Below are 24,035 nucleotides of genomic sequence, written 5' to 3'. Positions count from 1 at the left end.
TTGCAGGTGAGTATTCGTCGCGCGTTGATCAGCGTTTCAGATAAAACCGGGATTGTCTCATTCGCCAAACAGTTGGCTGAACTGGGGATCGAAATCATCTCCACCGGAGGTACGCACCGTGTGCTGGAAGAGGCGGGCGTTCCGGTTACGGGTATTTCGGAAGTGACTCATTTTCCGGAGATCATGGATGGGCGGGTCAAAACGTTGCATCCGAAAATTCATGGCGGACTCTTGGCGATCCGTGATTTGCCTTCGCATATCTCTGCGATGGAGGAAAACGGAATTGAAGCGATTGACCTCGTTGTGGTCAATTTATATCCATTCCAGCAGACGATTCAAAAGCCGGGCGTCACAGTGGAAGAAGCCATTGAAAATATTGATATCGGCGGTCCATCCATGGTTCGTTCCGCCGCCAAGAACCATCAATATGTCACCGTTGTGGTCGATCCCGCGGATTACGAAGAAGTGATCGCGCAATTGCAAAAGGATGGCAGCACGAGCTTGGAGACACGCCGCCAGTTGGCTGCTAAGGCATTTGGGCACACGGCGGCATACGATGCGTTGATTGCTAATTATTTCAATGAATTGCTCGGCATCACCTTCCCAGAGCAATTGACTGTCACCTACAACAAACAGCAAGCGTTGCGGTATGGTGAAAATCCGCATCAGCAAGCCGCTTTTTACCGCGAACCGCGGGCGGCAGCAGGCACCATCGCCTCCGCCAAGCAATTGCACGGCAAAGAGTTGTCTTATAACAATATCAATGATGCCAACGCAGCTTTGGAATTGGTGCGCGAATTCAGCGAACCGGCTGTGGTGGCGGTGAAGCACATGAACCCATGCGGAGTGGGGATCGGCAAGACCATTTCGGCCGCTTACCAAAAAGCGTATGAAGCCGATCCGGTGTCGATTTTCGGGGGCATTGTGGCGGCTAACCGTCCCATCGACAAAGAGACGGCGGAACAAATGAAAGGAATTTTCCTTGAAATAATCCTTGCTCCTTCTTTCACACCAGAGGCACTTGAGCTGTTAAGCACGAAAAAGAATTTGCGGTTGCTGGAATGGGGTGACAGCTCGCTGACTGAACAGGCGGCTGGCCTCAAAGTGCAGACGGTGGGCGGGGGCGCCTTGGTGCAAGAAGCCGATCTGGGGCAAGTGACGCAGGAACAGTGTGAGACAGTAACAGAGCGTGCGCCGAGTGAAGAAGAGTGGAAGCAGCTGCTCTTCGCTTGGAAAGTGGTTAAACACGTGAAATCCAATGCGATTGTGGTTGCCAAAGATTCCCGCACCTTGGGAGTGGGCGCAGGGCAGATGAATCGTGTCGGTTCGGCAGTGATTGCGCTCAACCAAGCTGGCGCCGAAGCAAAAGGTGCCGTGCTGGCGTCCGATGCCTTTTTCCCGATGAAAGATACGGTAGAACAAGCCGCCAAAGCGGGGATCACGGCGATCATCCAGCCGGGTGGTTCGATTCGGGATCAAGAGTCGATCGATGAAGCGAACAAATACGGCATCGCCATGGTTTTCACCGGCATGCGCCATTTCAAACACTAAGAACCTTCTTGCTATGTATCGAGGTACCCTTCTGATGCGTATACTAAGACAAAAACGCTGACGGAGGGTTACCCTATGCGGATATTTGCTTGGGCCATTGGTTGGATGGTCATCGCCGTATGTTTGACGGGCATTACATCGTATTTGACATACGATTTTAATCTACAGATTTGGCAAGCGCATCTGCGCACAGCCAGTGGCATTTTCTTTATGATCGCGCTGATCGTTGGCGGGGTGTTGACCACTGATGCGGCCTACCGCAGTCGTAAACGGTTTTTTTACCGGGAAGAGTGGTCCTTCATCTGTTTGTTGGTGACAGTGGGATTGTTCGGATTAAGTTTGATCTTGTCCTGATGCGTTCCCGGCTTTAGATGCGGGGTTCGGGGTTATAAATGAGAGATGGGAGGGGACAAGCAATGCGAATCCTGGTGATCGGCAATGGTGGACGGGAGCACGCCATTGTATGGAAGTTGAAGCAGAGTCCCAAAGTGACGGAGATTTATTGTGCGCCGGGCAATGGAGGCATTGCCGGACTGGCCACATGCGTGCCGATTGCAGTGGAAGACGTGGACGGCTTGGTCGCTTTCGCGCAGGAAAAACGGGTGGATCTGACAGTCGTGGGGCCTGAAGTGCCTCTGTTGCTAGGTGTGGTAGATCGGTTTGAACGGGAAGGTCTCCAAGTGTTCGGCCCACGCAAGCAAGCCGCGTTGATCGAGGGGAGCAAACGGTTTGCGAAAGAATTGATGCAAAAATACCACATTCCCACAGCCGCGTTTGCTTCATTCACTGATGCAGAGAAAGCGAAGGCTTATGTGCGTAAGCAAGGTGCTCCCATCGTGATCAAAGCCGATGGCTTGGCTGCGGGCAAAGGGGTTGTCGTAGCGCAGTCGGTGGCCGAGGCAGAACAGGCGATTGCCGATGCGATGGAAGAGAAGGTGTTTGGTGAAGCGGGCAACGAAGTGGTCATTGAGGAGTTTTTAAGCGGGCAGGAAGTTTCGCTGATGGCTTTCTTAGACGGGAAGACGGTTAAGCCGATGGTGGTCGCGCAAGATCACAAGCCGGTGTATGACCATGACCAAGGGCCGAACACCGGAGGCATGGGCACGTATTCACCTGTTCCACAAATCCCGGAAAAAGTGGTGCAACAAGCGATTGACACCATTATTTGGCCGATGCACGAAGCTTTTCGTAATGAAGGGATAGAGTATAAAGGGGTATTGTATGCCGGTCTGATGATCACCGCGGATGGGCCCAAAGTCATAGAATTCAACGCCCGATTTGGTGATCCGGAAACCCAAGTTGTGTTGCCGCGGCTTAAGACCGACTTGGTTGAGGTGATGGAAGCGGTCATCGCTGGCACATTGGACGAGCTATCCCTACAATGGAGTGAGCAGGCTGCCGTCTGTGTGATTTTAGCAGCGGGTGGCTATCCCGGCTCATATGAAAAAGGGTTGCCGATTACCGGTTTGGATGAGGTGGGGGAAGACACGATGGTGTTCCACGCCGGAACCAAACAGCAAGAAGATAGAGTCGTTACTGCTGGTGGACGCGTGCTGGGCGTGACCGCGACAGGAGCCGATATTGGGAAAGCGCGGGAAAAAGCTTATCAGGAGTTGGCCAAAATTTCTTTCAAGGATATGCATTATCGCACTGATATTGCGGCCAGAGCGTTATAATAAAAAGCCGATCACGGATGTGGTCGGCTTCTTTTGAAACGGCTTATAAAAAAACGAGCCTAGTCATCCTCTTGGGCTCGTTGTTCTTCATCGGTTTTGAGTCAACCGATTTTCGTTGTCTCTTTTTCACCTTGAATGCTGATGCCATTGACGGGGATTTTAAACCACCAACCACCTTGGGATTTCTTTATTGGTTGGTACCCAGCTTTTTTCAAGGAACGAGCAACTGTCCAGCTGGCAGTGTAAACAGTAGCAAGGTTTGTGGATTCGTCAAATTGAATCACGGTTTCTTTTTCCATTTCGCTAAGAGACATTGCACTCACGCTCCTTAATGGTGTTGTGTCGTTCTTATGTGCCGATCATATGTTCGCATCCTCTTGCAATCATTTTATCATGATCCATTGCATTTGCCACTACTCTCTTCAGGAAAATCTGTAATTCTTTTTTTCGACGCCATGTTACATGATGTCCTGCTTTTTTCGATAAAAAATGACGAATTTTGTATGCAAGATTGTTAATATTCGATTTTTGTCGATTCAATACGCTAACTTGAAGAGACGGTGTCTGAGCTAATATGTTGCAGTTTGCGCTTGTTCAATCAATTGGGCTAAAATTTCATCTAGGGTATGACGAATCGTTGCAAGAAAAAGGTGAACAACTCTTTCAGTTAAGTAAATTTCTAAGTTTGATTCTAAGGCATAGACGAAATTTAATCAACAACCAACTGCACATTGCGGGTTGACAGATAGCAAATTGGCTTGAAGTTGTCACCTTTTGGCTCATTTTGCGTGCGGCCTTAGCCGTGAACGACGAACGGCGAATCGGGACTAGATCCCGCACCCCCTCCGACTAATTGGTTTCATGGCATCCGCCAGCGTAATAACTTTTGGCAGTGACTTAAGCGCATCGGCGTGTATTGCCTTGTGCACCTATTTGACGTTATGAAACGGCCATCCGGGTGATGGGCATTGCATGAGGTTTAATCGGATGGCACGGGAGTGTTGTCTTTAGTCAGTGCTGGTTCATGGTGTTTGGAGCACAAGTCCATTCCTCCACTACGATTTGTGCGAAATATGGGAGGGAGGAGAAGATGGATGTCGAAAGTAATCCAATAATCTGAAAATATCTAGATCTGAACCAACTTTCTACGTGGTATTCTTGGAAACTATTATACAAAAAAGTCTGAATATAGGCAAGGGATTTGTATTCGTTTTTTTATATTTTTATTCTACTTGTATATTGAATGCTTGTGTCAAGGCGGTTTGACAGGGAAATCGTTGCTTCACAAATAAATGTTTGTCGATCTCCCTGTGCGCAAACTTCGACAAGTGAGCGATTTTACGTTGTTCGTTTGTTTAACATATCTAACATCGGACAATAGCGGGTGATTCCTTCTGCTACTTTTAGCGCTGATATAAGCGCGATCATGTAGGGGAAGTTTCGCCGGCCCTTGACCGCGCACCAAGTTAGTCCGAGCAGCCCGCAGGTGATGCGGATAATGGCGTCAATGGTGCCCACGTTTTGCTTCATCAACCGACTTCCTCCTTTCGCTTTTCCGTAGCTTGGGAGTTAGTTTGCTACCTTGCCGATGTTTCTATGCGACTGGGGATTGCCATGTTTTGACTGGATGGGGACGGATTTGCACATCAAAGGAGGTTATCATTGTGATCAAAAGAACAATGGCCGAGCATCAAAACCTGTTGGATGTGGTGATGGGCCGCAAAGCCCCTTCTCGCATTATTCGCGGGGGCCAAATTCTCAATGTGCATACGGGAAGGCTGGAGGAGAAAGACATCGCCTTGGCCGGACGCTGGATTGCATATGTCGGGCAACTGGAAGAAAGCGGGCTGTTGTTGGAGGGAGCGGGTTGCGAAGATGATGTGTCAGGCTGCGTGTTGGTTCCGGGGTATATAGAGCCGCACGCTCATCCGTGCCAGATTTATCAGCCGTTGACGTTGGCCTCCCATGTTGTCCAACGCGGGACGACGACGATGGTTTGTGATACGCTTCCTTTCTTCATGCAATTAGAAGCGTTTGAGTTGTTAACTTTGTTTGATGGGTTGCAATCTTCTCCGGTAAAACTCTTGTGGTGGGGACGGCTCGATTCGCAAACCCACCTGAGCGAGGCGGAATCGGCAAAGCTGTTCTCCATGGAGCGGATGCAGTCGATCTTGCGTTCACCTCATGTTGCACAAGCAGGGGAGTTGTCGGATTGGATGCCGCTGTTGGCTGGGGACAAAGAGAAAAACGCATGTCTGCTTGACGCTTGGGGTCGGGGTAAGCGTATCGAAGGGCATGCGCCGGGTGCTTCAACCCGTACGCTTTCCCGCTTAGCCGCGTTGGGGGTGACAGGTGATCATGAAAGCATCACCCCCGAGGAGGTTTGGCGCCGGCTGGAATTAGGATACATGGTTACTTTGCGCCACAGTTCCATTCGGCCCGACCTGCCTGAGTTGCTGGCGGGCTTGTTGGCGCATGGCGACGTTCCTTGGCACCGGTTGATGATGACTACGGATGGAGCTACCCCGCCCTATTTGGCTGAAGGGTTCACTGATTATCTGCTAAAGTTGGCTTTGGAGCAAGGTGTTGATCCTGTTCAAGCGTACAGAATGGTCACTGTCAACCCGGCTGTGTATTACCGTCTGGACGAACGGTTGGGCAGTATCTCCCCAGGACGCTTGGCGGATATCAATGTGCTCGCCTCTTTGGACGTGCCGACACCGATCAAGGTGTTAAACGAAGGGGAGTGGGTGGATTCGTCATTCCCACTGGGAACTGAGCCACCGGTGCTTCCAGCGGGCTACCGCGCATGGGGAGGGCGGTTTCAGTTGACGCCGGATGAGTGGCGGGTTCCGCACACAGAAGAGGGAACGGTTCCTGTCATAAACTTGCTTAATGCCGTGATAACCAAATTAACGATGGAGGCAGCCCCTTCTCCCGTCGGCTCCCGCTTGGTTCCTGAAGAGGATGACCGGTTGGCCGTATTCTTGGTTGATCGCAATGGAAATTGGAAGACTGGCGCCTATTTACGCGGGTTTGCGCAAGGGATTGACGGACTTGCTTCCAGCTACACCTGCACTCACGACTTGCTAGTGATCGGCCAGGATGCCGAAGCGATGGCGCAGGCGGCCAATTATGTGATAGCGCAAAACGGGGGCATTTATTGGCTGCAAGGGGGAGAAGAACGGTTTTATTTGCCGTTGCCCATTTTGGGGACGATGAGCGATCTTGACTTGGAAGAGCTGATCCCACAGTGCCAAGCATTGGCAGAACGGCTTCGGGAGGCCGGCTATACCCACCTCGACCCCATCTACACCCTGCAATTCCTCACATCTACCCATCTGCCCCAAGTGCGTTTAACGAACGCGGGCGTAATGAGCGTGAAGAAAAACAAAATCATTACTCCCCCGCTTGGGAGGAATGAGTAAATGCGGCGCGCAAGGCAGATTATCGCCATGGGTGGAGGCGGGTTCTCCATGGAGCCGAGGAATCCTTTGTTAGACCGTTATGTTTTGGCGCAAGCGGGCGTGTCTACACCGCGCATCTGTTTTGTGCCGACGGCGAGCGGTGATTCTCGCCCCTATATCCATCGGTTTAAACGTTTCTTTGAAAAAGAGTCTTGCCAACCGTCCTGCCTGGCACTGTTTCGCTTAGAAGTTGCAGACTTGCGTGATTTTCTCCTGTCGCAGGACATCATCTACGTCGGGGGAGGGAATACGCGCAATATGCTGGTGTTGTGGCGGGAATGGGGGGGTGGACGAACTGTTGCGAGAAGCGTGGGAGGAAGGCGTGGTCTTAGCCGGGCTTAGCGCGGGGGCGAATTGCTGGTTTTCTTCTTGTGTCACGGATTCCAATCCGGGTGAGATGTCGGCATTGCCCGCCCTCGGTTTGCTTCAAGGGAGTTTCTGTCCACATTATGATGGGGAAAGTCGTCGCCGTCCCACCTATCACCGCTTGTTGCAGTCAGGGGAGATCGAGCCGGGATGGGCATGCGATGACGGTGTGGCGTTGCATTTCGTTGACAATCAGCTACATGCCGTTGTTAGCTCGCGGGTACATGCACGCGCTTACCGGGTGGAACGAGTTGATGGGGAAGTAAGGGAAACGGTGGTGGTGCCCCGTTTTTTGGGAAGTGGAGGAGACTCCGCCAGTTAACGGAGTCTGGCTGATCGGGAAGCTACGGCGGCACCATGTTAGGCGGATTAATTGGTCAGTGCCAAGGAGGGGGTGGCGGACAATTCCCTGCCTTTGCCATACGGAATACAGTGGGGGGTGCCGGCGATCGGGTCGGTCATCACTTTGCACCGCAAATGGAAGACGTCTTGCACCAATTTTTCTGTTACAATTTGTTCAGGCGCCCCTTGCGCATAAACCTGTTTATTCTGGACGGCGATCATGTGGTGCGCATAACGGCAAGAAAGATTGAGGTCGTGCAACACCATGACGATGGTCCGATTCTCTTTTTCGTTCAATTCATACAGCAAGTCGAGGATTTCAATTTGATGGGTCAAATCCAGATATGTGGTTGGTTCATCCAACAAGATGATGTCCGTATCTTGCGCAAGCGTCATCGCGATCCATGCGCGTTGGCGTTGTCCACCAGACAGGTCGTCCACCGAACGATGGGCGAGGGATGTGAGTTGTGTCTTCTCAAGCGCCCAGTTCACTTTGGCTTCATCTTCTTTTGACCATTGCCGGGCCCATGACTGATACGGGTAGCGTCCCTGCTTGACCAATTGGTGGACGGTTAGCCCTTCCGGTGCTTCAGGGCCTTGCGGCAGAATCGCCAGTTGTTTGGCGACCTCTCTGGTGGATAACATGTGAATCTCTTTTCCGTTTAAGAGGATGTGTCCGGCCCGTGGTTTGAGTAGCCGCGCCAACGAACGGAGCAAAGTGGATTTGCCGCAACCGTTGCTGCCGACGAGCACAGTGATTTTGCCGTGGGGAATGGTGAGATCCAGATCGTTGATGATGATGGATGAACCATAAGACAGTGTTAAATTTTGGGTTTTCAATCCTTGGGACAACAGGATCGCCTCCATTTCAAAAAATAGCCGAAACCGTGCAGATATTTCTGTTTCCATTCTATGAGAATGTTTTTCAATCGTCAATGAAAATGAAATTTCTTTTCAATTAAAGGGTATTCCCATCCGCCCGATTTGACCCCTGTCGGCGCATTGGTTATATTAGACTCTATGGTAGGGTGATACAGGTTTCGTATTTTGTCCCAGTACCCCTGCCTTTTCTATGGGCATTTCCTTTTTTTGTAGAAAAAAGAGGGAAAGAAAAAGGATGGAATCGAATTTGAATAAAATAGGTTTACCTTTCCCCGCGCCCAAGGAATAAGAAGGATGGAGCGGAGAACAATAGGGTGAGGTTGGGGTTTCAACGGGGTGAAAACTTCTGAACAAGGGAGTTTATACTTTTGAAGGTGATGAATAGAACGACAATAAACGGATTGATGATGGGGTTGTTTTTATCCATTGTCTTGTCCACGTACTTGCCGCCGGTTATGCTGGCGGTCGTGGGGATATTGATGGTGTTCGTCTACCGGGACAGGTGGACGGCGAATGAATGGCCAGAGAAAACGTTCCTTGGCTTTATCATTCTCTCCTGCATCAGCTGGGTTTACAATCCATCTTGGTTTTATTGGGTGCCGATCGGCATTATTCCCATTGTCATGTTTGGCCTTTATTATTCTCTATCATTGTGGGTTCGTCATGTTGTGAAATGGTCTTGGCCGGAGGTGCAACGGGCGTACCTGTTTTTCTGGTTGGCCGGTCTTTATGTGGCCCTGATTGTCATCATCCAACAGATTGATTGGCATGTGATCAACAATTCGTTGGGGCCGCTGATGGATTTTTACCGTGAACATCGGTGGGAGTCGGAGCATTCGGTGCGGAGTGTAGGTACATCGGGGAATTCCAACTTGGCCGCGGCGTTGTTGATTTGTTTTGCCCTCATGAGCATTTATGCAATGTCCGTACTAAAGAAGCCGTGGCAAAAAGTTGGCGCTTTTGCAGTGTTTATCCTGTATTGCGCGGCAATATGGTGCACCGGATCGCGCGGAGCATGGGTGGGTCTAGTGATCGGCATGATCGTCCAACTGTGGATGACGGGGCATCGCAAACGGACGGTATCCATCACATTGGCTATCCTGTTATTTGTCTATTTGTGTCCGCAATTTATCCCCCGGAAAGAATCTCTTTACGCCACGATTGAAGTCCGTCTAAAAGTATGGTCAACCGCGCTTGAGATTTTCAAGGAAAATTGGTTGTTTGGCGTTTTACCCCTGCATTTTGGGCAGCTGTTTGCCAAAATGGCCGGATTTTACGTTTGGCATGCCCATAATATCTTCTTGGGGATAGCCAGCGAATATGGGATCATAGGGTTGGGCCTGTTTTTGATCCTTATTTTCATGACGATTCGCCGGGCCCGCCGCTGGCGCAAACAAGCCAACCAAAAAGAAGAAAAGCGGTTGGCTGGGATGTTGCTTTCTTTGATTATTGCCTTGCTGGGCCACGGCATGTATGATTATCCGATCATCGCGCCTCAAGTCGGGCTGATGTTCATGTTGAGCGTCATCATGATTCATACTCAATATGAACGTCGTTGCCTGTGCAAGCCAGTTTGGGATGAAGGAAGCAAAGCACAGGTGTCGGAATGGGCGATGCTGAAGAAGGTGATCACCGCCGCGGTGGTGTGGTTAAAAAGCGGTCCCCTGAGGGTGTTGATCAATTTGGCCTCAGGGGGTTATCGAAAGCGGGCTTAACGGCCTGCTTTTTTTGTATAAAACCGGCGGGTTCCGTCCACACTGGATACCAACTCTAGCAATCTATGAAAGCGAGAGGGGGTATCTTTACGTATGCAGAAGTCTTTAAAAGTTACTTGTGGGTTAGCCTTGTGCTTGCTCATGGCTGTGTTGCCATGGATGGCAGGGCCACGGGCAGAAGCCGCCAATTCGTTCATCGAAGTCACAGTGAAGCGAGGTGACACGCTGACCAAATTGGCGAAAAAACACGGGGTGGAGGTTGCTGCCATTCAACGTGCCAATCGCTTGGCGAACCCTGATTTGATTCGAATTGGCCAAGTGTTGCGCATTCCGGGGACACCCCGCACGGTGTCTGAACGCCCACAGAATGAAGAAAAGGCCCCTGTCCCAGACGTGCCGGTGCTGAAGCGGGGCCAAGGGTTAGGTTCATTTATGATCACCGCTTACACAGCGGGACCGGAGTCAACAGGAAAACATGTAGGCGAGCCTGGATACGGGATTACTTCCAGTGGCCAACCCGTCAATGAAGGTGTGACGATTGCGGTGGACCCGGAAGTCATCCCGATCGGCTCACGTGTATACATTGAAGGGATTGGTTACCGGATCGCGCAGGATACCGGTTCTAAGATCAAAGGCAAGCGGATTGATTTATATATGAACAGCGTGGCTGAAGCGCGGGCGTTTGGCGTCAAGCGGAATGTCCGTGTCGAATTGGTCGAGTGACGGAAGGCTTGACTAGACGTGTCTGATGAATAGGCCAGCGGCTCCAAAACCATATTCTCATTCGCTTCACGCGGTACTAGGCGCTCCTCGAGAAAAGGTTTTTCCGCCGCTTCTTCCCTACCAACTTGATTTGCCAGACACACCCTAGTCAAGCGATGAGGCAACTTCAGCGTTCGCTGTAGATTTGGTGTGTAGCCTGGAGCCGTCCAGGCTGTTATTTATGAGAAAATTATAGCGCGCATCTCCCGGTTGGAAAGGGGCGTGTTCTGAACAATAAGTGACGATGATTTTGAAATCATGTGAAAATGGTAAAATGGATGGGGCACAAGCAAAGGTCTGGATGAGTCCGGTAGTCGGAGATCGGCCCCCTAGATCGATGGAGGCTGGGCTGAGCCGTGATGGCGAATGCCGTGCATATCGGATAATCGATTTTACAGCACTGTGGCGGGGCCGATTCAGTGTGGAAAGGGGTTATTCCTAATGCAATTCCAATTGCCATTGATCTATCCCTATTCTTTCGAACTGACCACCAAGCGGTTGCGCACGTTTGAGAAGACTAGTTTCGTAGCCGACGGGGATAAGTTGTCCCGCACCATGCACGGCTCGCGAGGCCCGCTCCTGTGCACGGTGGAGCCGCTTGCTGGGGAAAACGCGTTACGGGTGGAAATCGAGGGGGCTCTGGCTGAAGGAGAAGCGGAAGAAATAAAGCGTAAGGTGGCCCGGATGTTCAGCACCCAAGTCGATTTGACGCCATTTTATGAGCAGATGAGGGAGCATCCTGTCTTGGCGCCCGTCATCGCCGAGCGGGAAGGGTTGCACTTTGTGTTAGAGCCCAGCCTGTATGAGTGTGTGGTCAAAACGATTATCGGCCAGCAACTCCATGTCTCTTTTGCGGCGACGCTGATTCAGCGGTTTCAGGAACTTGCCGGTAGCAAAGCGGTGTTCCGGGGGCGGGAGTGGGTGTTATTTCCGACACCGGAACAAGTGGCCCGCTTGAAATATGAGGAGTTGCAAGCATTGCAATTCAATCGGCGCAAAGCGGAATATATCATTGATTTTTCTCGCAAAGTGGTAAATGGGGAATTGTCGTTAGAAGCTTTGTGGTCCCTCAGTGATGAAGAGGTTTTGCACACCTTGTTGCCGATTAGGGGAATCGGGCGGTGGACGGTAGAATGCGTTTTGTTGTTCGGGTTGGGGCGGCCCGATTTGTTACCGGCAGCCGATATCGGTTTGCGCAATACGTTGAAGCGCGTTTACGGCCTCGATCATCAACCGGGGGAAGAAGAAGTGCGGCAATGGGGGGAAAGCTGGGCACCTTATCGGAGTTATGTGACATTTTATTTGTGGGATTCGTTGGATAATGTGAAGTAGGGTTGAACAAAATGTGATAGAATCATCATGAATGAATGCAGATGAAAAGGAGGCGCTCCCGGTTGGCCAAGAAGAGAGTTAAAGAAAAACGGGTTGCCGCGGTGGATGAGCATGGCGTGCTGATGCGCGATCTCAAATCCACGGCCTTGTGGATCATGATCTCTGTGGGTGTTGTCGCGGTGCTGGCGCTCATGGAGCGGACAATATTTTAATGCACATTTGAAAACCCCGGTCGGGTTTTTTTGACCGGGGTTTTGTCGTGTCAATCGTTGCCACCTGTCCCGATCAAGCCGGAAGAAGGTCAACTATTCACTTTGGCGGGGACTTGCGCCTGCATTTGCTGTTCGGGGCTGTAGATCACGCTACGCGGATAGGCGATCGGAATCCCTTGCTGATGAAGGCTGATCACCGCTTCTTTGCGCATTTCCCGCTCAAGGGACCAGTGTTGTTCTGGTTCGCTCAGTGCGGTGACGGTGAATTCCACCCCGGTCTGGTCGATACGCGTGATGCCCATGATCTCGGGTGGTTGGATCAGATGGGGCGCGTAGCGCTCAGCGATGGTACTGCACATTTTCTCCAAGGCCTGGTTGACCACGGTCAAATCTGATTCATAGGGCACCGTGACTGCCACAATGGCCCGCATCTGCTCGCGGTTGTAGTTGGTCACCTGCGTGATGTTTCCATTGGCGATGTAATGAAGACGTTGGTTGAATTCGCGGACTTTGGTCACCCTTAAGCCCACTTCTTCGACTCTGCCGCTGATTTGGCCGTTGATCTCTACAAAATCCCCAACTTCCAATTGGCTTTCGAAAATGAGGAAAAATCCGGTGATGATGTCGCGCACCAGATTTTGGGCACCGAATCCGATGGCCAAGCCCAGGATTCCGGCACCCGCCAACACCGGAAGAGGATCAAAGCCGAGATTGATTAAAAGCGTCAGAGCGGACATGAAATAGATGCCATACCGCGCGATCGATTTGATCAATTTGCGCAAGGTATCAGCTTTTTTGCTCTCAATGCGGCTTAATTCAAACACTTTGTCGATCAGTCGATCGATAAAGCGCAAAGCAACGATCGTGAGTACGATGATAAGTGTGATTTCCCCAACAGGCAACAGAATGTATTGCACAGGATCTTCAATGATTTTGGTGAATAGAGTTTTCGTCTCCGCGGCGAGGTTGCTCACGGTTGAGACTTTTTGCTCCAAGGCTGTTGAGGTTGCTTGTTCCCAAATCAAAAGAATTGCACCTCCGATGATGTTATGCCAAGGGTTTGGGGCGCCTTTATTTTCCTCCGTCCCTTCCGCGGCAAGGGGGGCGGCAAACCGCCCCAGCCCGTCGGACACGCCTCAACTAGACGGCAAGGATTGTTTAACTTTTTTGTCTAACTGCTCTTGATTGATCCACCCCACAAAAGAGTAAATAATGTTATACTCGTGGTCAAGCAAAGCGACGGCCAAGAAAGGAAAATGTTTTTTGGAGTGGTAACGAACATCTAGCCATCTCACCTCATACCCATAAGCGCGTTTGCGAACTTCGGGATAGCCATATGAAGTGAAATCTAAAAAGGCTGCGATTGGTTCCGCTTTTTTCGAATGGAGGGTCGCCGGATGTTGCAATCCCTTAGTGGAGATCCTGCCGGTCCATAACAATTGTTGGTCGCGGATTTCCCCCAGATGGACTTCTTCCGCAAATTCAGCGATCACTTTCCAGTGAAACCAATTGCCGGTGGGGATCAGTGTGTAGCGCCCGTTGCGGTTGAGATCGCGCTGCACAGCACGGGTCAATCTTCGGCGGATCCATATCCGGATGGCGATATAGACCGCGATCGCTACATAGATGGTGAGAAAGAGAAAACCGACTTGGTTTGGAAACAGCCACCACAGAAGAAAACCGACCAAGTGGATGGAAAAAATGAAGGGATCGAAAATAGCCAATGTGTGAAAAGCGATCCACTTATTTGTGAAAGGCCGCCCTGCTTGTGTACCGTATGAGTTGAACAGGTCGATGAATATATGGATGAAGACAGCCAGGAACGTCCACCACCACAGGTGAACCATATCGGCGTTGGGCCAAAACAAATGCAGGCCGGCGGTGATGAAACTAGGCCAGATGGACAGCATCGGGAGCGAGTGGCTGAAGCCGCGATGCTGGCGAATGTAGGTGGCGTTGCCTCGGAAGCGGAAGATCGTGTCGGAGTCAGGCATTTGCGAGCCGATGACAGTCCCCAAGAGAACCGCTTGCGAAGTGTCTGGATTGGCGCCGATGGCGGGATCGAGGTGGGCCAAGCCAAAGAGGCCGATACCCATGACGAAGTGCGTGACCGTATCCATTCACCATCCCCCTTTAGAAAAATGGATTGACATGCTGTCGTCGGGAACAGCAACCCTTTCTCATTGAAAAAGGTTGCGGCTTGCATCCTTGACGGGTTGATCAGGAAGCGATGGGAACGGATGGAGCCAGGTGCCATGCCATTCCTTTTGACATGCCCGGTTCGCTCGCTTTGGTCCGGTTCCCGCTTGATAGGCTGTTCCCGATAATGAAGCTTTCACCCTCGGGTTGTTGACTGGAAAACCGTTTGGTGCGCAATGGCTGGGCATGGTGGATCGTCAGAATGACTGACAGAGACTTCTACAAAAGTCTAACAGATTTTACGAGTCAATGGGTGAAAACTTCCTTGAAAAGGAGTGAAGATGTTGTATATCGTTTTTGTCGAATATGCCGTTGATAAACAAGCCATGGACGAAGTGGCCCAAGCGTTGTGCATCCTGCGTGAAGAGATGAAGGACCAGATTCCAATTGCGTCATACCACGGAGGGGAAAGTTGTGATCAGCCGGGCCTCATTGTTGAAATGATCCAAGTGCCATCATGGGAACAGGCCAACCTTGTCAAGCGCATGCGCACTGCGCTAGAACATGGCTGGGGCCATGCGATGGACCCCTGGATTAAAGGTGGGCGCGGCAAAGTCCGCTCGTGGATTTTCCGCCTGTTTGATGATCGTTCGCTCTCCGCATCTCCCCGCCAAGACGTCTAACCCCGGCGGCTGGCAATCCCAAAATGAAGCTACCTCTTCATGCGACGGAGGCGGGTCTTTTGCACCTTAAAGCCTCATTCATCCTGTCTCCTGTCGCCCGTTTCCCCTTTTCTTTTCGATAAGCCCGTTATCATGAGCAATGTTTAAAATCTGTCTATATCCTTTGGTTGGAATAACAGTGTATGATGTATATAACCAATCTTTTAAATAAGAGATTGACGCTTACACTTCCTTAGACTTTGCCGGTGAACAAGTATTAAGGAGGCAAAGGTATTGGTAAAAAAAGATGTCTTCACCATAGATGGGGAAGTGGTTCAGATTATTGGGTGGGAGCTTCTTGATTGGTACAACCGCAATCGGAGGGATCTGCCATGGAGGAAGGATCAGGATCCATATAAGATTTGGGTTTCTGAAATCATGCTCCAACAAACTCGTGTCGATACAGTTATCCCCTATTTTCAGCGTTTTATTGAACAGTTCCCGACGCTGGACGATTTGGCTAAAGCACCGGAAGAGCAGGTGATCAAAGCCTGGGAAGGGTTGGGGTATTACTCGCGCGTGAAAAATTTGCATGCGGCGGTGAAGGAAGTATCCACCCATTATGGAAGCCGTGTGCCCGATGATCTGGAGACCATTTCCAAGCTGAAGGGAATTGGCCCTTATACTGCCGGTGCCGTGTTGAGCATCGCCTACAATAAAAAAGCGGCGGCGGTAGACGGCAACGTCATGCGCGTGTTCTCTCGCTTGTTTGCGTTGACAGACGATATCGCGCTGGCTTCTACCCGTAAAAAAATGGAGCACATTGCCTTGCAACTGATTCCGGAAGATGCTCCCGGCGACTTCAACCAAGCCTTGATGGAATTGGGAGCGCTCATTTGCACGCCGTCTTCGCCACAATGTCTATTCTGCCCCCTGCAGTCTGTCTGTAATGCATATGCAGAGGGAATCGAGGAAGAACTGCCGCGCAAGAAGAAAGCCAAACCGCCTAAGCGAATGGACATGGTGATGTTGTGGTTGACGCAGGATGAGCGAGCCTTGGTTGAAAAACGGCCGGATGAAGGACTGCTTGCGGGCATGTGGGGATTGCCAACCATTCACTTAGCCGAAGCGAAGGATCCCTTAGATGAAGCCTACCGGTTTTGTGACAAAAATGGTCTGGACGTTACGAATGTAACGGTAGCGGGGAAGTTTGAGCACATCTTCAGCCATCAGCATTGGAAGGTGACTGTGTTACGTGGAGATGTGAAGCGAGCAGATGATACCGCGTCCCCGTCGCTTACATGGATGTCAGCCCAACAAATCAAAGATAAACCTTTTTCAAACGTTTACCGTAAAGCATTGCAATTATTCATATGATTTCCAAATGAATGGGCAACAGTTTGGCGCCTCAAAACGATGTTTCTTATATTGATTTACACATCAGATAGGGAGAGAGTGTCTGTGGAAGGTAAAAAACCGATCGAAGAGCAGTTGCCTGAGGGAAAGAAGGACGCGGCAGAAGAATTGCAATCGCCGGCAGGTCAAGAAAGTGACGAGCGAAAAGCCGCATCTCCCGAATGTGATGCGGAAGTGAAACAGGCGACGCCGAAGGATGAGGCGGCAGAGCAAACACCCGAGGTGACAGGGGACGAAACCGCTTTCCAGCCCGCCGACAAAGATGAGGCAGAACCGGCAGAAACCAAAGAGATTGACCGCGACCGTGCCTTTGACACGATGGAGCTCAAGATTTTTGGCCAGTGGGACACGGAGAACAAGGCAACGCCGATTTTGGAGCAAAATCAGGAAAGCGCACCTGAGGCACAAGAAACAAAGCCTGATCAACCGGAGGAAGCAACGCAAGCGGTGACGGCGGAGGAGCCCGCGCAACCAGCAGAGGAAGTGAAGCCGGAAAACGACGCTCCGGTAGCGGAAGCACCCAAGGCCGAAATCGCTCCTAAGCAGGAACCGCATCCCCTGGCGACCATGAAGGTGGACTTCAGTGAGGAAATCGCCAATCTGGAGAAAGAAGAGTCGAAAAAGGCCGAAGAGAAGCGCCAACCTGAACCCGCTCCAGCCGATGCATCTGCCGCTGTGACGGATGACACAGGCGTGTTCAAATCGGTGAAGCGCGAAATCCGCACCACACCACGACCCAAGAAATTGTTGGTAATGGGTATCGTTTCCTCGATGGTGATCGCCGGAGTAGTTGGTTTTAGCGCTTTTGCCTACGAACAGCAGACTTCTGCAGGAACCAATAACCCCAAAGCAGAACAGCCGGTTCAAAAGCCCAATTACTTTGAATTAACCTTGGATGGGCAATCGTTTAAGCTTGATTTGAACACCATTGGCTATGACGGCAAAAATGAAAACACGATCGATCAGCATCAATTGCGGACGTGGCTGGACTCGGTGCAGAAAAAAGTAAATGTGGAGCCGAAAAATGCCAAAGCTAGCCGGATTGGGGGTAAGATCACACCAGAGCAAGACGGGCGCAAGGTCGATGTGAAAAAGGTGGAAGAGTGGTTAAAGAATCTGAAACCTTTGATCAACAAGCCGCAGCCTATTCCCATGATCACCCTTAAGCCGCTGGTGACAACACAGGACATTAAAAATGTCGACAAAAAATTGATCGGCAAATATGGGACGAAGTTTGATCCCGGAAATGTGAACCGGACGATCAATATGCGACTCGCTTCCAAAGCGATTAGCGGTATTATCCTCATGCCTGGTGAGAAGTTTTCCTTCAACCAAGTCGTCGGTGAGCGCACCACTGCGCGCGGCTACAAAACCGCCGGCGTCATCGTGAAGGGCGAATTCACAGAAGGGATCGGGGGCGGCATTTGTCAAGTGTCATCCACCTTGTACAACAGCGTGGATGAGGCGGGCTTGAAGATGTTGCAAGTGAACCACCACAGCGCTGAAGTGACTTATGTGCCTAAAGGCCGGGATGCGACCGTTTCTTGGGGCGGACCTGATTTCAAATTCAGAAACAATCTCAACAAGCCTGTGATGATCAAGATCAAAATGGCCGGCCCTTATCTGACCGTTTACACTTACACGGCACCGGGAGCGAAGGTAACCAAGAAGAAAGTGCAAGCTCCCCCGGAAACATTTACCCAAGTGAAAGTGAACCCGACCCAACAGACCGAACCATCGTCTAAAACGGGAAACTGATCGCCCTTTTTACTGTGCTTTCATGTGAAACACCCGGTCAATCCGGGTGTTTTTTCATGCGTTCAAGCGAGAGGGTCTTCCGGTTGAATCGCGGCCAGACCTCCGCGTTGCTCGATCTCCCCGATGAGATCATGGTGTAGGCTGGTTCCCTGGACATTCATCAATGGGGACAGCTGGGACATCACGAAATGGTGGTAGGTCAATTCTTCCATCGTCCATTGCGACAGCGGAACCATGCTTAATTCGTCAAACGTTCTACCATAATACACAGGGTATCACCTCCCGTTTAGTATGGGAGGGAAAACGCAAAACATACGCGGAAGGCTGTGCAGAAAGGCGTGTGAAATGAAATGAACTGGCTGATGGAGGAAATTCCTTTTCCGATTGATTTGGAGCAAGTCTTCACAAAAATGTATCGAGATGAGCCGTATGCGTTTTGGCTGGACAGTTCCCGCTTAGTTGAGGGACTGAGCCGTTATTCCATGATGGGGGGGCGTCCGCGCCAAATCCTATCCACTGTGGATGGACAAACCGAATGGCGTCATGCCGAGGGAGAGGGACGGTTTAGCGAGGAGTCACCCTTTGCCACGTTGCGGCGCGTCTTGGAGCAACAAAGCGCCCTTAAGATGGATTGTCCCTTCCCTTTTGTCGGCGGTTGGGTTGGGTATGTGGGCTATGAGTGCAACCGCCATGTGGAGCGGGTGCCCGTTCATCGAAATGATCCCACTCAAGCGCCCGAGATGTTTTGGATGTTTGTCGACCAAGTGCTTATATACGATCATCTAGAGAAAAAAGCGGTGGTTAGTCACCTGTATGAAGGGGATCCTGCTACAGCCAAGCGCAGGGTAACGGCGTGGATTGCCAAATTGCGCCAAATAATGCAGGAGCCGTTTCATCCCCCGACCGTACCGAAAGCGGTGAATGACGGGCAGATGGGGGCGTTTCGCAGTGCGGTCACACCGGAGGCATATCGTGAACGGATTCGGAAGATCAAGGAGTATATTGGGCGCGGCGAAATATACCAAGCCTGTTATACCTATCAATGGGAAACGGATTTTTCAGGAGATCCATACCACCTTTACACCATCTTGCGTAGGGTTAATCCCGCTCCGTTTTCTGCTTATTTGCGTTTGGGGAAGTGGGCGGTGGTCTCTTCATCGCCGGAGCGCTTCTTGCGCATGGATGAGCGGCGGGTTGTGGAAAGCAGGCCGATCAAAGGTACCCGCCCCCGCGCAGGAAACATTGAAGAAGACCAGAAGTTAGTTCGTGATCTGGCGTCCCATTCCAAAGACCGCGCCGAAAATGTTATGATCGTCGACTTGGTGCGCAATGACTTAGGGCGCGTTTGTGAGACGGGATCGGTTTGCGTCCCCAAGTTGCTACAAGTGGAGTCGTATGCCACCGTGCATCAGCTGGTGTCTACCGTTGAGGGTATCTTGCCGGCTGGACGTTCGCCAGTGGATGTGATTGAAGCCGCTTTTCCTGGCGGTTCAATGACGGGGGCGCCCAAAATCAGAGCCATGGAAATCTTGTTTGAATTGGAAATGGGAGCACGCGGCATTTACTCCGGGGGGCTTGGCTTTCTGGATGCGCGGGGGACATTTGATCTGAGCATGGTGATCCGAACCATCGTATGTCATCAAGGGAAGGCTTATTTTCATGTGGGCGGGGGCATCGTCGCCGATTCCGATCCAGATAGCGAATACCAAGAGACATTGGACAAAGCGTTTGCGCTGAAAAAAGCATTATCTTTGGCGAACGCCACGGCAACGGTAGCCACCCTTCCCGGTTAAGGCCTGTTTCATCGTCCCGGCGCGTGGCAAACGGGTGGAAGGGACATACTATGATGGGTGATGGCAAATGATTGTGCGATTTGGTTTTGTGGCCATGAGTAGTCAGGTGCAAAACGCTTCACCTTCCAAAACCATGACGGTGAAGGCATTTCAGCAGATAGGCCAGCCGCAGTTGGCAATGAAGAAAATCATTCGCATTGCCAAAGAGAACCTTGCCAACACGAAGCGGATTTTGTATCACGCCTTGGCGCATGACATCAAGTTTTACCGGTTTTCGTCCCGCTTGATTCCGCTGGCAGGGCATGCGTTGGTCGGAGGGCGGGATTTTGTTCGGGCGCTCTTGCCGGAGTTGAAAGAGATCGGGCAAATGGTGCAGGACCATCAGATGCGGGTCGGATTCCATCCCGAACACTACACTGTCCTCAACACACCAAACAATGAGGTGTTTGCCGCTTCATACAAGGATTTGATCCGCCATGTTAAGATGCTAGCAGCGATGGGTTTACATAGCGGGCACAAATGCAACATCCATGTGGGGGGAGTGTATGGAAACAAGGAGGATTCAATGGAGCGGTTTCTCGGCAACTTCAAGCGGTTGGATGCGCGGATCCAAGCGCACCTCTGTTTGGAGAATGATGACACGACTTACACGGCGGCAGAGACGCTGCATCTCGCTGAAACAGTGGGTGTGCCCATGGTGCTGGACCTTCACCACCACCGCCTCAACCATCATGGGGAAAAAGAGGAAGACTTGTGGCCGAGGATTGTGGCCACTTGGGCCAAAGAGCCATTTCCCCCCAAGATCCACATTTCCAGCCCCAAAAGCGAGACCGATGCACGCGGACATGCTGATTATGTGGAAGTAGATGATTTGTATCCTTTTCTGAAGGCAGCCGCAACGCACACGGATCGGCTGGATGTTATGATTGAAGCAAAACAGAAAGATGGTGCCCTGTTTCAGTTGATGGAACAATTAAGGCAAAAAGAGGGCGTTTCCGTGATGAATCAAGCCACGATACGAATCTAAAAAATGAAAAAATTTAGGGTGAAATGATTAAACGTTCGTAGGTGTAGGTTAAAATAAAAAAGAGGATAGGCCTTGTTAGGGGTGAGGAGGGGGGAATACATGGCAGGGCGACTCCCACAGATGAATAGCGTGCTGGCGGCAACTTCCCAAAACGCAAGGCGCATGTGGTTTGCTTGGGTGTTGAGAAGTTCGGCCTGCTTGCATGGTCTGGCAGGGTTCTTCATGTTGTTTGTGCTGGTACACGTACTGCGGGGCGATTGGCTCATGCGCACCCAGTTTGTGGTGCAAAATGAATGGCTAGTGACGGTCTCTTGGTCCAGTATGCTGTTGTCCAGCTTGGGTTTGGTTTGCTCTTTCGGCATTTTGACTTTCGCGTTGAACAAACAATTTCGCTTTATTCTGCATTGGGCTTGGTTGATTCAGTTGATCGGCAGTTCGGCACTTGCGCTCCATTATGTGATTCAGATGGTGTTGTATCCCGCATTGATGAAGTATTTCGTTCACATGCCGACCTCCGCGTTGTTAAGCCATATCAATGAGTGGGACGACTTGCTCTCGCACCTTGCCACCGTGTTTGCCCCATCATGCTTGGCCATTGGCGGGTTTATCTATACCGCTGCCATGTTTTACACCCCGGGCTTTTCCCGTTGGTTGAGTTGGTGGTCTCTGTTGGTATGGAGTTTGCTTTTGGCTGGTTCGGTTGTCGTTCACTGGTCATTGTCGACATTTTCAGTCTTATTGGGTTTGACTTTGGCATGTTATGTTCCCTGGCTGTGGAAGGCGGCCAAAGAGCTGATGCTGTCATGCTCTAGATAATCCTTCCATCTAGGCTCGGATTGAAAAGGAAATCAATCTTGAGTTAAAATAGAAAAGCCAAACAGATGTATAATTCCCCATTGGAGGAGAAACTTTATGCGCCTACGGTCTTTTCAACTTGCCGATGCCCATGATGTCTCTCAAATCTGGCAAATGACCGCATCTCATGAACAAGAAAAAGACACGTTGCAAGTGTTGACTGAGCAATTGGGTTATGACCGAGATTTGGTCATCGTAGCGGAAGCGCCGGATGGAAGAGTAGTAGGAGCCATAGTGGGCACTATCGATGGTCATACGGGGTTCTTTTATTGCCTGGCGGTTCATCCCGATTACCAAAAGCGCAGAGTTGGCACCATGTTGGTGCGCGAATTGGAACAACGCTTTTTGCAAAAAGGTGTTAAAAGGATTTGGATCACGGTGGATGAAGGAACGGAAAAGTTATTTCCATTTTACCAGCACCTTGGTTACACCAATGGCTGTTCTACACGTTTGGAAAAGGAACTTTACGCTGTTTCATCCTATTCACATGGACAAACGGGTTAATTTTCTTTTTTTATTATCGTCTGCCTACCAGCATAGGCAGATTTTTTTTGATCCAAACCCTTTCACATTTTAATGATACCTATATAGGATTAAGAATACTACACTTTGAATGCGCTTTCAATTTAAAATTCATTAAACATCCGATTTTTTATTTTATATGAAACCGTGTCTAGTTTGTAAATTAGCCCATTTCAGCCTTTGGTGGATAAAAAGTGATATAAAATTTTACCGCGGGGCGGAAGGGATTCATCGATAAAAATGATGAGGTCATGTGTGCAAAGAGAAGACAAACGAAGAATCGATTTTGCATGGATTATCCGCAGGATTGCATGATTATTTGGGAGCCGATATGCCAAGGTTTTGCTTGACTTTCAGCGGTTCATTTCGCATAATATTAAAAAATTACTTCGGTTAAACGCGATGACGAGGACCAGTAGAGCAGATCCGGCTGTACAGAGAGCGAGGCCCACCGGTTGAAAGGCCTTGCCAGTCCGGTTGTTCGAACCCATCCTCCGATGCTGCCGGTGAAGAGCCGGATCGGGACCCATCCCGTTATCAGGATGCGATGTGAATCGCAGGAGTTGGGCGCATTCATGGAAGCCGTGCGCCAACAAAGGTGGTACCGCGGAAGAACAACCCTCTTTCGTCCTTTGGGGACATAAGAGGGTTGTTTATTTTTTTAAAGGAGGGGCCGAGATGTTAAAAGAATGTGCAATCGGGTTTATTGGAGCGGGAGCGATGGCAGAGGCGATTTTGGAGGGATTGCTTAAACGACGTGAAATCACCAGCAGCCAAGTTTCCATGGTTAATCGCGGTGATCGCGATCGCATGTCAACGTTGGTAAAGCGGTACGGATTGGAGGCAGCGAAGCAAACCATAGATCATGTGGCACTTGCGGACGTTGTGATCTTGGCGGTGAAACCGAAAGATGCGGAGGAGGCGCTAACCTTTTGGCAGAATCGCCTTCGCCCGGGGCAGTTGTTAATCTCGGTTGTTGCCGGAATTACGACGCAAACCATTGAGGAATTTGTTCATAACGGGGTTGCTGTCGTCAGGGCCATGCCGAACACTTCCTGTGCGGTGGGCCTGTCCGCCACGGCTCTTTGTGGGGGGCAAGCGGTGACTGAACAGCAATTCGCCATGGCTGAGCGCATATTTATGAGTGTCGGTTCCGTGGTGCGGGTGGATGAAAGCGCCATGGATGCTGTCACTGGCCTATCCGGGAGCGGACCGGCTTATATTTACTATATGGCCGAAGCTCTCCAGACAGCAGGGATGCACGCTGGCTTGCCGGCTGAAACAGCCCGTCAGCTGACGGTGCAAACCCTGCTGGGGGCAGCCCACATGTTGATGGAAAGCGGCAAAGAAGCCGAGCAGTTGCGCCGTGAAGTCACTTCACCGGGTGGAACGACGATGGCGGGGCTAGAAGTGTTGCGCCGATTTGATGTGGCTGAAGCGATGAAGATGGCGGTATTGCGGGCGAAAGAGCGCGCCGGAGAAATGGGGAAGCGTGGCGGTTGTTGACCGTTTGCGACTAGGGTGTGATTGGTAAATTGTGTTAATGGGGAGAAGTGGC

At 50.8% G+C, this 24,035-nt stretch carries 22 protein-coding genes and 1 pseudogene; 17 read left to right on the top strand and 6 right to left on the bottom strand.

The window, feature by feature from the left end; translation table 11 throughout:
• The first annotated feature begins 6 nt into the window (after positions 1-6).
• The 3 genes from purH (at position 7) to purD (ending at position 3,227) form a co-directional block, all read left to right on the top strand.
• On the top strand, positions 7-1,551 hold the full coding sequence (gene purH, locus CLV36_RS15210; protein WP_106343237.1) for a bifunctional phosphoribosylaminoimidazolecarboxamide formyltransferase/IMP cyclohydrolase: 1,545 nt from the start codon (positions 7-9) through the stop codon (positions 1,549-1,551).
• Positions 1,552-1,626: 75 nt separating this feature from the next.
• A complete protein-coding gene (locus tag CLV36_RS15205) occupies positions 1,627-1,905 on the top strand; it encodes a hypothetical protein (protein WP_102991406.1) in 279 nt (92 codons plus the stop codon).
• 62 nt (positions 1,906-1,967) lie between these two features.
• Positions 1,968-3,227 carry a phosphoribosylamine--glycine ligase gene (gene purD / locus CLV36_RS15200; RefSeq protein ID WP_106343236.1) on the top strand — a complete coding sequence of 420 codons (1,260 nt, stop codon included), beginning with the start codon at positions 1,968-1,970 and terminating at the stop codon, positions 3,225-3,227.
• Positions 3,228-3,328: 101 nt separating this feature from the next.
• Here purD and CLV36_RS15195 read toward each other — a convergent pair whose 3' ends face one another.
• The gene (locus CLV36_RS15195; protein WP_022735638.1) at positions 3,329-3,541 is read right to left on the bottom strand and encodes a hypothetical protein; all 213 of its coding nucleotides are present in this window, start codon (positions 3,539-3,541) and stop codon (positions 3,329-3,331) included.
• A gap of 1,024 nt (positions 3,542-4,565) precedes the next feature.
• Positions 4,566-4,757, bottom strand: a complete 192-nt coding sequence (locus CLV36_RS15190) for a YgaP family membrane protein (RefSeq protein WP_102991408.1) — start codon at positions 4,755-4,757, stop codon at positions 4,566-4,568.
• A 134-nt stretch (positions 4,758-4,891) separates the two neighbouring features.
• On the opposite strand from CLV36_RS15190, the gene CLV36_RS15185 reads away from it, so the two are divergent.
• Complete coding sequence (locus CLV36_RS15185) at positions 4,892-6,655, top strand: adenine deaminase C-terminal domain-containing protein (protein ID WP_106343235.1); 1,764 nt, start codon at positions 4,892-4,894, stop codon at positions 6,653-6,655.
• Positions 6,656-7,382, top strand: a pseudogene (locus CLV36_RS15180) (Type 1 glutamine amidotransferase-like domain-containing protein).
• A gap of 47 nt (positions 7,383-7,429) precedes the next feature.
• Here the strand turns inward: CLV36_RS15180 and CLV36_RS15175 are convergent.
• Positions 7,430-8,269: an ABC transporter ATP-binding protein gene (locus CLV36_RS15175; protein ID WP_106343245.1), complete on the bottom strand. Its 840-nt coding sequence runs from the start codon at positions 8,267-8,269 to the stop codon at positions 7,430-7,432.
• Between the two features lie 392 nt (positions 8,270-8,661).
• Here CLV36_RS15175 and CLV36_RS15170 point away from each other — a divergent pair, with 392 nt between their 5' ends.
• From CLV36_RS15170 to CLV36_RS17465, 4 genes are all read left to right on the top strand, one after another.
• Positions 8,662-9,999 carry an O-antigen ligase family protein gene (locus CLV36_RS15170; RefSeq protein ID WP_228503186.1) on the top strand — a complete coding sequence of 446 codons (1,338 nt, stop codon included), beginning with the start codon at positions 8,662-8,664 and terminating at the stop codon, positions 9,997-9,999.
• A 93-nt stretch (positions 10,000-10,092) separates the two neighbouring features.
• A complete protein-coding gene (locus CLV36_RS15165; protein ID WP_106343233.1) occupies positions 10,093-10,722 on the top strand; it encodes a 3D domain-containing protein in 630 nt (209 codons plus the stop codon).
• 480 nt (positions 10,723-11,202) lie between these two features.
• Positions 11,203-12,093: a DNA-3-methyladenine glycosylase family protein gene (locus tag CLV36_RS15160; RefSeq protein ID WP_181353100.1), complete on the top strand. Its 891-nt coding sequence runs from the start codon at positions 11,203-11,205 to the stop codon at positions 12,091-12,093.
• Positions 12,094-12,155: 62 nt separating this feature from the next.
• Complete coding sequence (locus CLV36_RS17465) at positions 12,156-12,305, top strand: hypothetical protein (protein WP_181353099.1); 150 nt, start codon at positions 12,156-12,158, stop codon at positions 12,303-12,305.
• 89 nt (positions 12,306-12,394) lie between these two features.
• Here CLV36_RS17465 and CLV36_RS15155 read toward each other — a convergent pair whose 3' ends face one another.
• The gene (locus CLV36_RS15155; protein WP_146130655.1) at positions 12,395-13,330 is read right to left on the bottom strand and encodes a mechanosensitive ion channel family protein; all 936 of its coding nucleotides are present in this window, start codon (positions 13,328-13,330) and stop codon (positions 12,395-12,397) included.
• A 111-nt stretch (positions 13,331-13,441) separates the two neighbouring features.
• The gene (locus CLV36_RS15150) at positions 13,442-14,425 is read right to left on the bottom strand and encodes a metal-dependent hydrolase (RefSeq protein ID WP_106343230.1); all 984 of its coding nucleotides are present in this window, start codon (positions 14,423-14,425) and stop codon (positions 13,442-13,444) included.
• Positions 14,426-14,785: 360 nt separating this feature from the next.
• Here CLV36_RS15150 and CLV36_RS15145 point away from each other — a divergent pair, with 360 nt between their 5' ends.
• The 3 genes from CLV36_RS15145 to CLV36_RS15135 all read left to right on the top strand — a co-directional run bounded on the left by CLV36_RS15145 (position 14,786) and on the right by CLV36_RS15135 (position 18,280).
• Complete coding sequence (locus tag CLV36_RS15145) at positions 14,786-15,127, top strand: hypothetical protein (RefSeq protein WP_106343229.1); 342 nt, start codon at positions 14,786-14,788, stop codon at positions 15,125-15,127.
• Between the two features lie 273 nt (positions 15,128-15,400).
• Positions 15,401-16,483, top strand: coding sequence for an A/G-specific adenine glycosylase (gene mutY / locus CLV36_RS15140; RefSeq protein ID WP_106343228.1), 1,083 nt, complete (start codon positions 15,401-15,403; stop codon positions 16,481-16,483).
• Positions 16,484-16,567: 84 nt separating this feature from the next.
• Complete coding sequence (locus CLV36_RS15135; protein ID WP_181353098.1) at positions 16,568-18,280, top strand: VanW family protein; 1,713 nt, start codon at positions 16,568-16,570, stop codon at positions 18,278-18,280.
• Positions 18,281-18,342: 62 nt separating this feature from the next.
• Here the strand turns inward: CLV36_RS15135 and CLV36_RS15130 are convergent, their stop codons facing one another.
• The gene (locus CLV36_RS15130) at positions 18,343-18,549 is read right to left on the bottom strand and encodes a cytosolic protein (protein ID WP_106343226.1); all 207 of its coding nucleotides are present in this window, start codon (positions 18,547-18,549) and stop codon (positions 18,343-18,345) included.
• A gap of 81 nt (positions 18,550-18,630) precedes the next feature.
• Here CLV36_RS15130 and pabB point away from each other — a divergent pair, with 81 nt between their 5' ends.
• The 5 genes from pabB (at position 18,631) to proC (ending at position 23,983) form a co-directional block, all read left to right on the top strand.
• Positions 18,631-20,073: an aminodeoxychorismate synthase component I gene (pabB, locus tag CLV36_RS15125; RefSeq protein WP_106343225.1), complete on the top strand. Its 1,443-nt coding sequence runs from the start codon at positions 18,631-18,633 to the stop codon at positions 20,071-20,073.
• 67 nt (positions 20,074-20,140) lie between these two features.
• On the top strand, positions 20,141-21,100 hold the full coding sequence (uvsE, locus tag CLV36_RS15120; protein WP_106343224.1) for a UV DNA damage repair endonuclease UvsE: 960 nt from the start codon (positions 20,141-20,143) through the stop codon (positions 21,098-21,100).
• Between the two features lie 99 nt (positions 21,101-21,199).
• Positions 21,200-21,916 (top strand): hypothetical protein, encoded by a 717-nt coding sequence (locus CLV36_RS15115; RefSeq protein ID WP_106343223.1) that lies wholly within the window; start codon positions 21,200-21,202, stop codon positions 21,914-21,916.
• 96 nt (positions 21,917-22,012) lie between these two features.
• Positions 22,013-22,459 (top strand): GNAT family N-acetyltransferase, encoded by a 447-nt coding sequence (locus tag CLV36_RS15110; protein WP_102991421.1) that lies wholly within the window; start codon positions 22,013-22,015, stop codon positions 22,457-22,459.
• Between the two features lie 696 nt (positions 22,460-23,155).
• Positions 23,156-23,983: a pyrroline-5-carboxylate reductase gene (gene proC, locus CLV36_RS15105; RefSeq protein WP_106343222.1), complete on the top strand. Its 828-nt coding sequence runs from the start codon at positions 23,156-23,158 to the stop codon at positions 23,981-23,983.
• Positions 23,984-24,035: the final 52 nt, after the last annotated feature.

The sequence above is a fragment of the Laceyella sediminis genome, from assembly GCF_003003125.1.
Classification (GTDB): domain Bacteria; phylum Bacillota; class Bacilli; order Thermoactinomycetales; family Thermoactinomycetaceae; genus Laceyella; species Laceyella tengchongensis.
The sequence above is the reverse complement of the archived record's forward strand: the minus strand, read 5'-3'. Positions and strand labels throughout refer to the sequence as shown.

Bases quoted from the DNA above. Each gene is read 5' to 3' on its own strand.
- pabB (WP_106343225.1), top strand. From the start codon at position 18,631: ATGAACTGGCTGATGGAGGAAATTCCTTTTCCGATTGATTTGGAGCAA.
- CLV36_RS15195 (WP_022735638.1), bottom strand. From the start codon at position 3,541: ATGTCTCTTAGCGAAATGGAAAAAGAAACCGTGATTCAATTTGACGAA.
- purD (WP_106343236.1), top strand. From the start codon at position 1,968: ATGCGAATCCTGGTGATCGGCAATGGTGGACGGGAGCACGCCATTGTA.
- CLV36_RS15170 (WP_228503186.1), top strand. From the start codon at position 8,662: ATGAATAGAACGACAATAAACGGATTGATGATGGGGTTGTTTTTATCC.
- CLV36_RS15145 (WP_106343229.1), top strand. From the start codon at position 14,786: ATGTTGTATATCGTTTTTGTCGAATATGCCGTTGATAAACAAGCCATG.
- CLV36_RS15175 (WP_106343245.1), bottom strand. From the start codon at position 8,269: ATGGAGGCGATCCTGTTGTCCCAAGGATTGAAAACCCAAAATTTAACA.
- proC (WP_106343222.1), top strand. From the start codon at position 23,156: ATGTTAAAAGAATGTGCAATCGGGTTTATTGGAGCGGGAGCGATGGCA.
- CLV36_RS15160 (WP_181353100.1), top strand. From the start codon at position 11,203: ATGCAATTCCAATTGCCATTGATCTATCCCTATTCTTTCGAACTGACC.
- CLV36_RS15115 (WP_106343223.1), top strand. From the start codon at position 21,200: ATGGCAGGGCGACTCCCACAGATGAATAGCGTGCTGGCGGCAACTTCC.
- uvsE (WP_106343224.1), top strand. From the start codon at position 20,141: ATGATTGTGCGATTTGGTTTTGTGGCCATGAGTAGTCAGGTGCAAAAC.
- CLV36_RS15165 (WP_106343233.1), top strand. From the start codon at position 10,093: ATGCAGAAGTCTTTAAAAGTTACTTGTGGGTTAGCCTTGTGCTTGCTC.
- CLV36_RS15205 (WP_102991406.1), top strand. From the start codon at position 1,627: ATGCGGATATTTGCTTGGGCCATTGGTTGGATGGTCATCGCCGTATGT.
- CLV36_RS15190 (WP_102991408.1), bottom strand. From the start codon at position 4,757: ATGAAGCAAAACGTGGGCACCATTGACGCCATTATCCGCATCACCTGC.
- CLV36_RS15110 (WP_102991421.1), top strand. From the start codon at position 22,013: ATGCGCCTACGGTCTTTTCAACTTGCCGATGCCCATGATGTCTCTCAA.
- CLV36_RS15150 (WP_106343230.1), bottom strand. From the start codon at position 14,425: ATGGATACGGTCACGCACTTCGTCATGGGTATCGGCCTCTTTGGCTTG.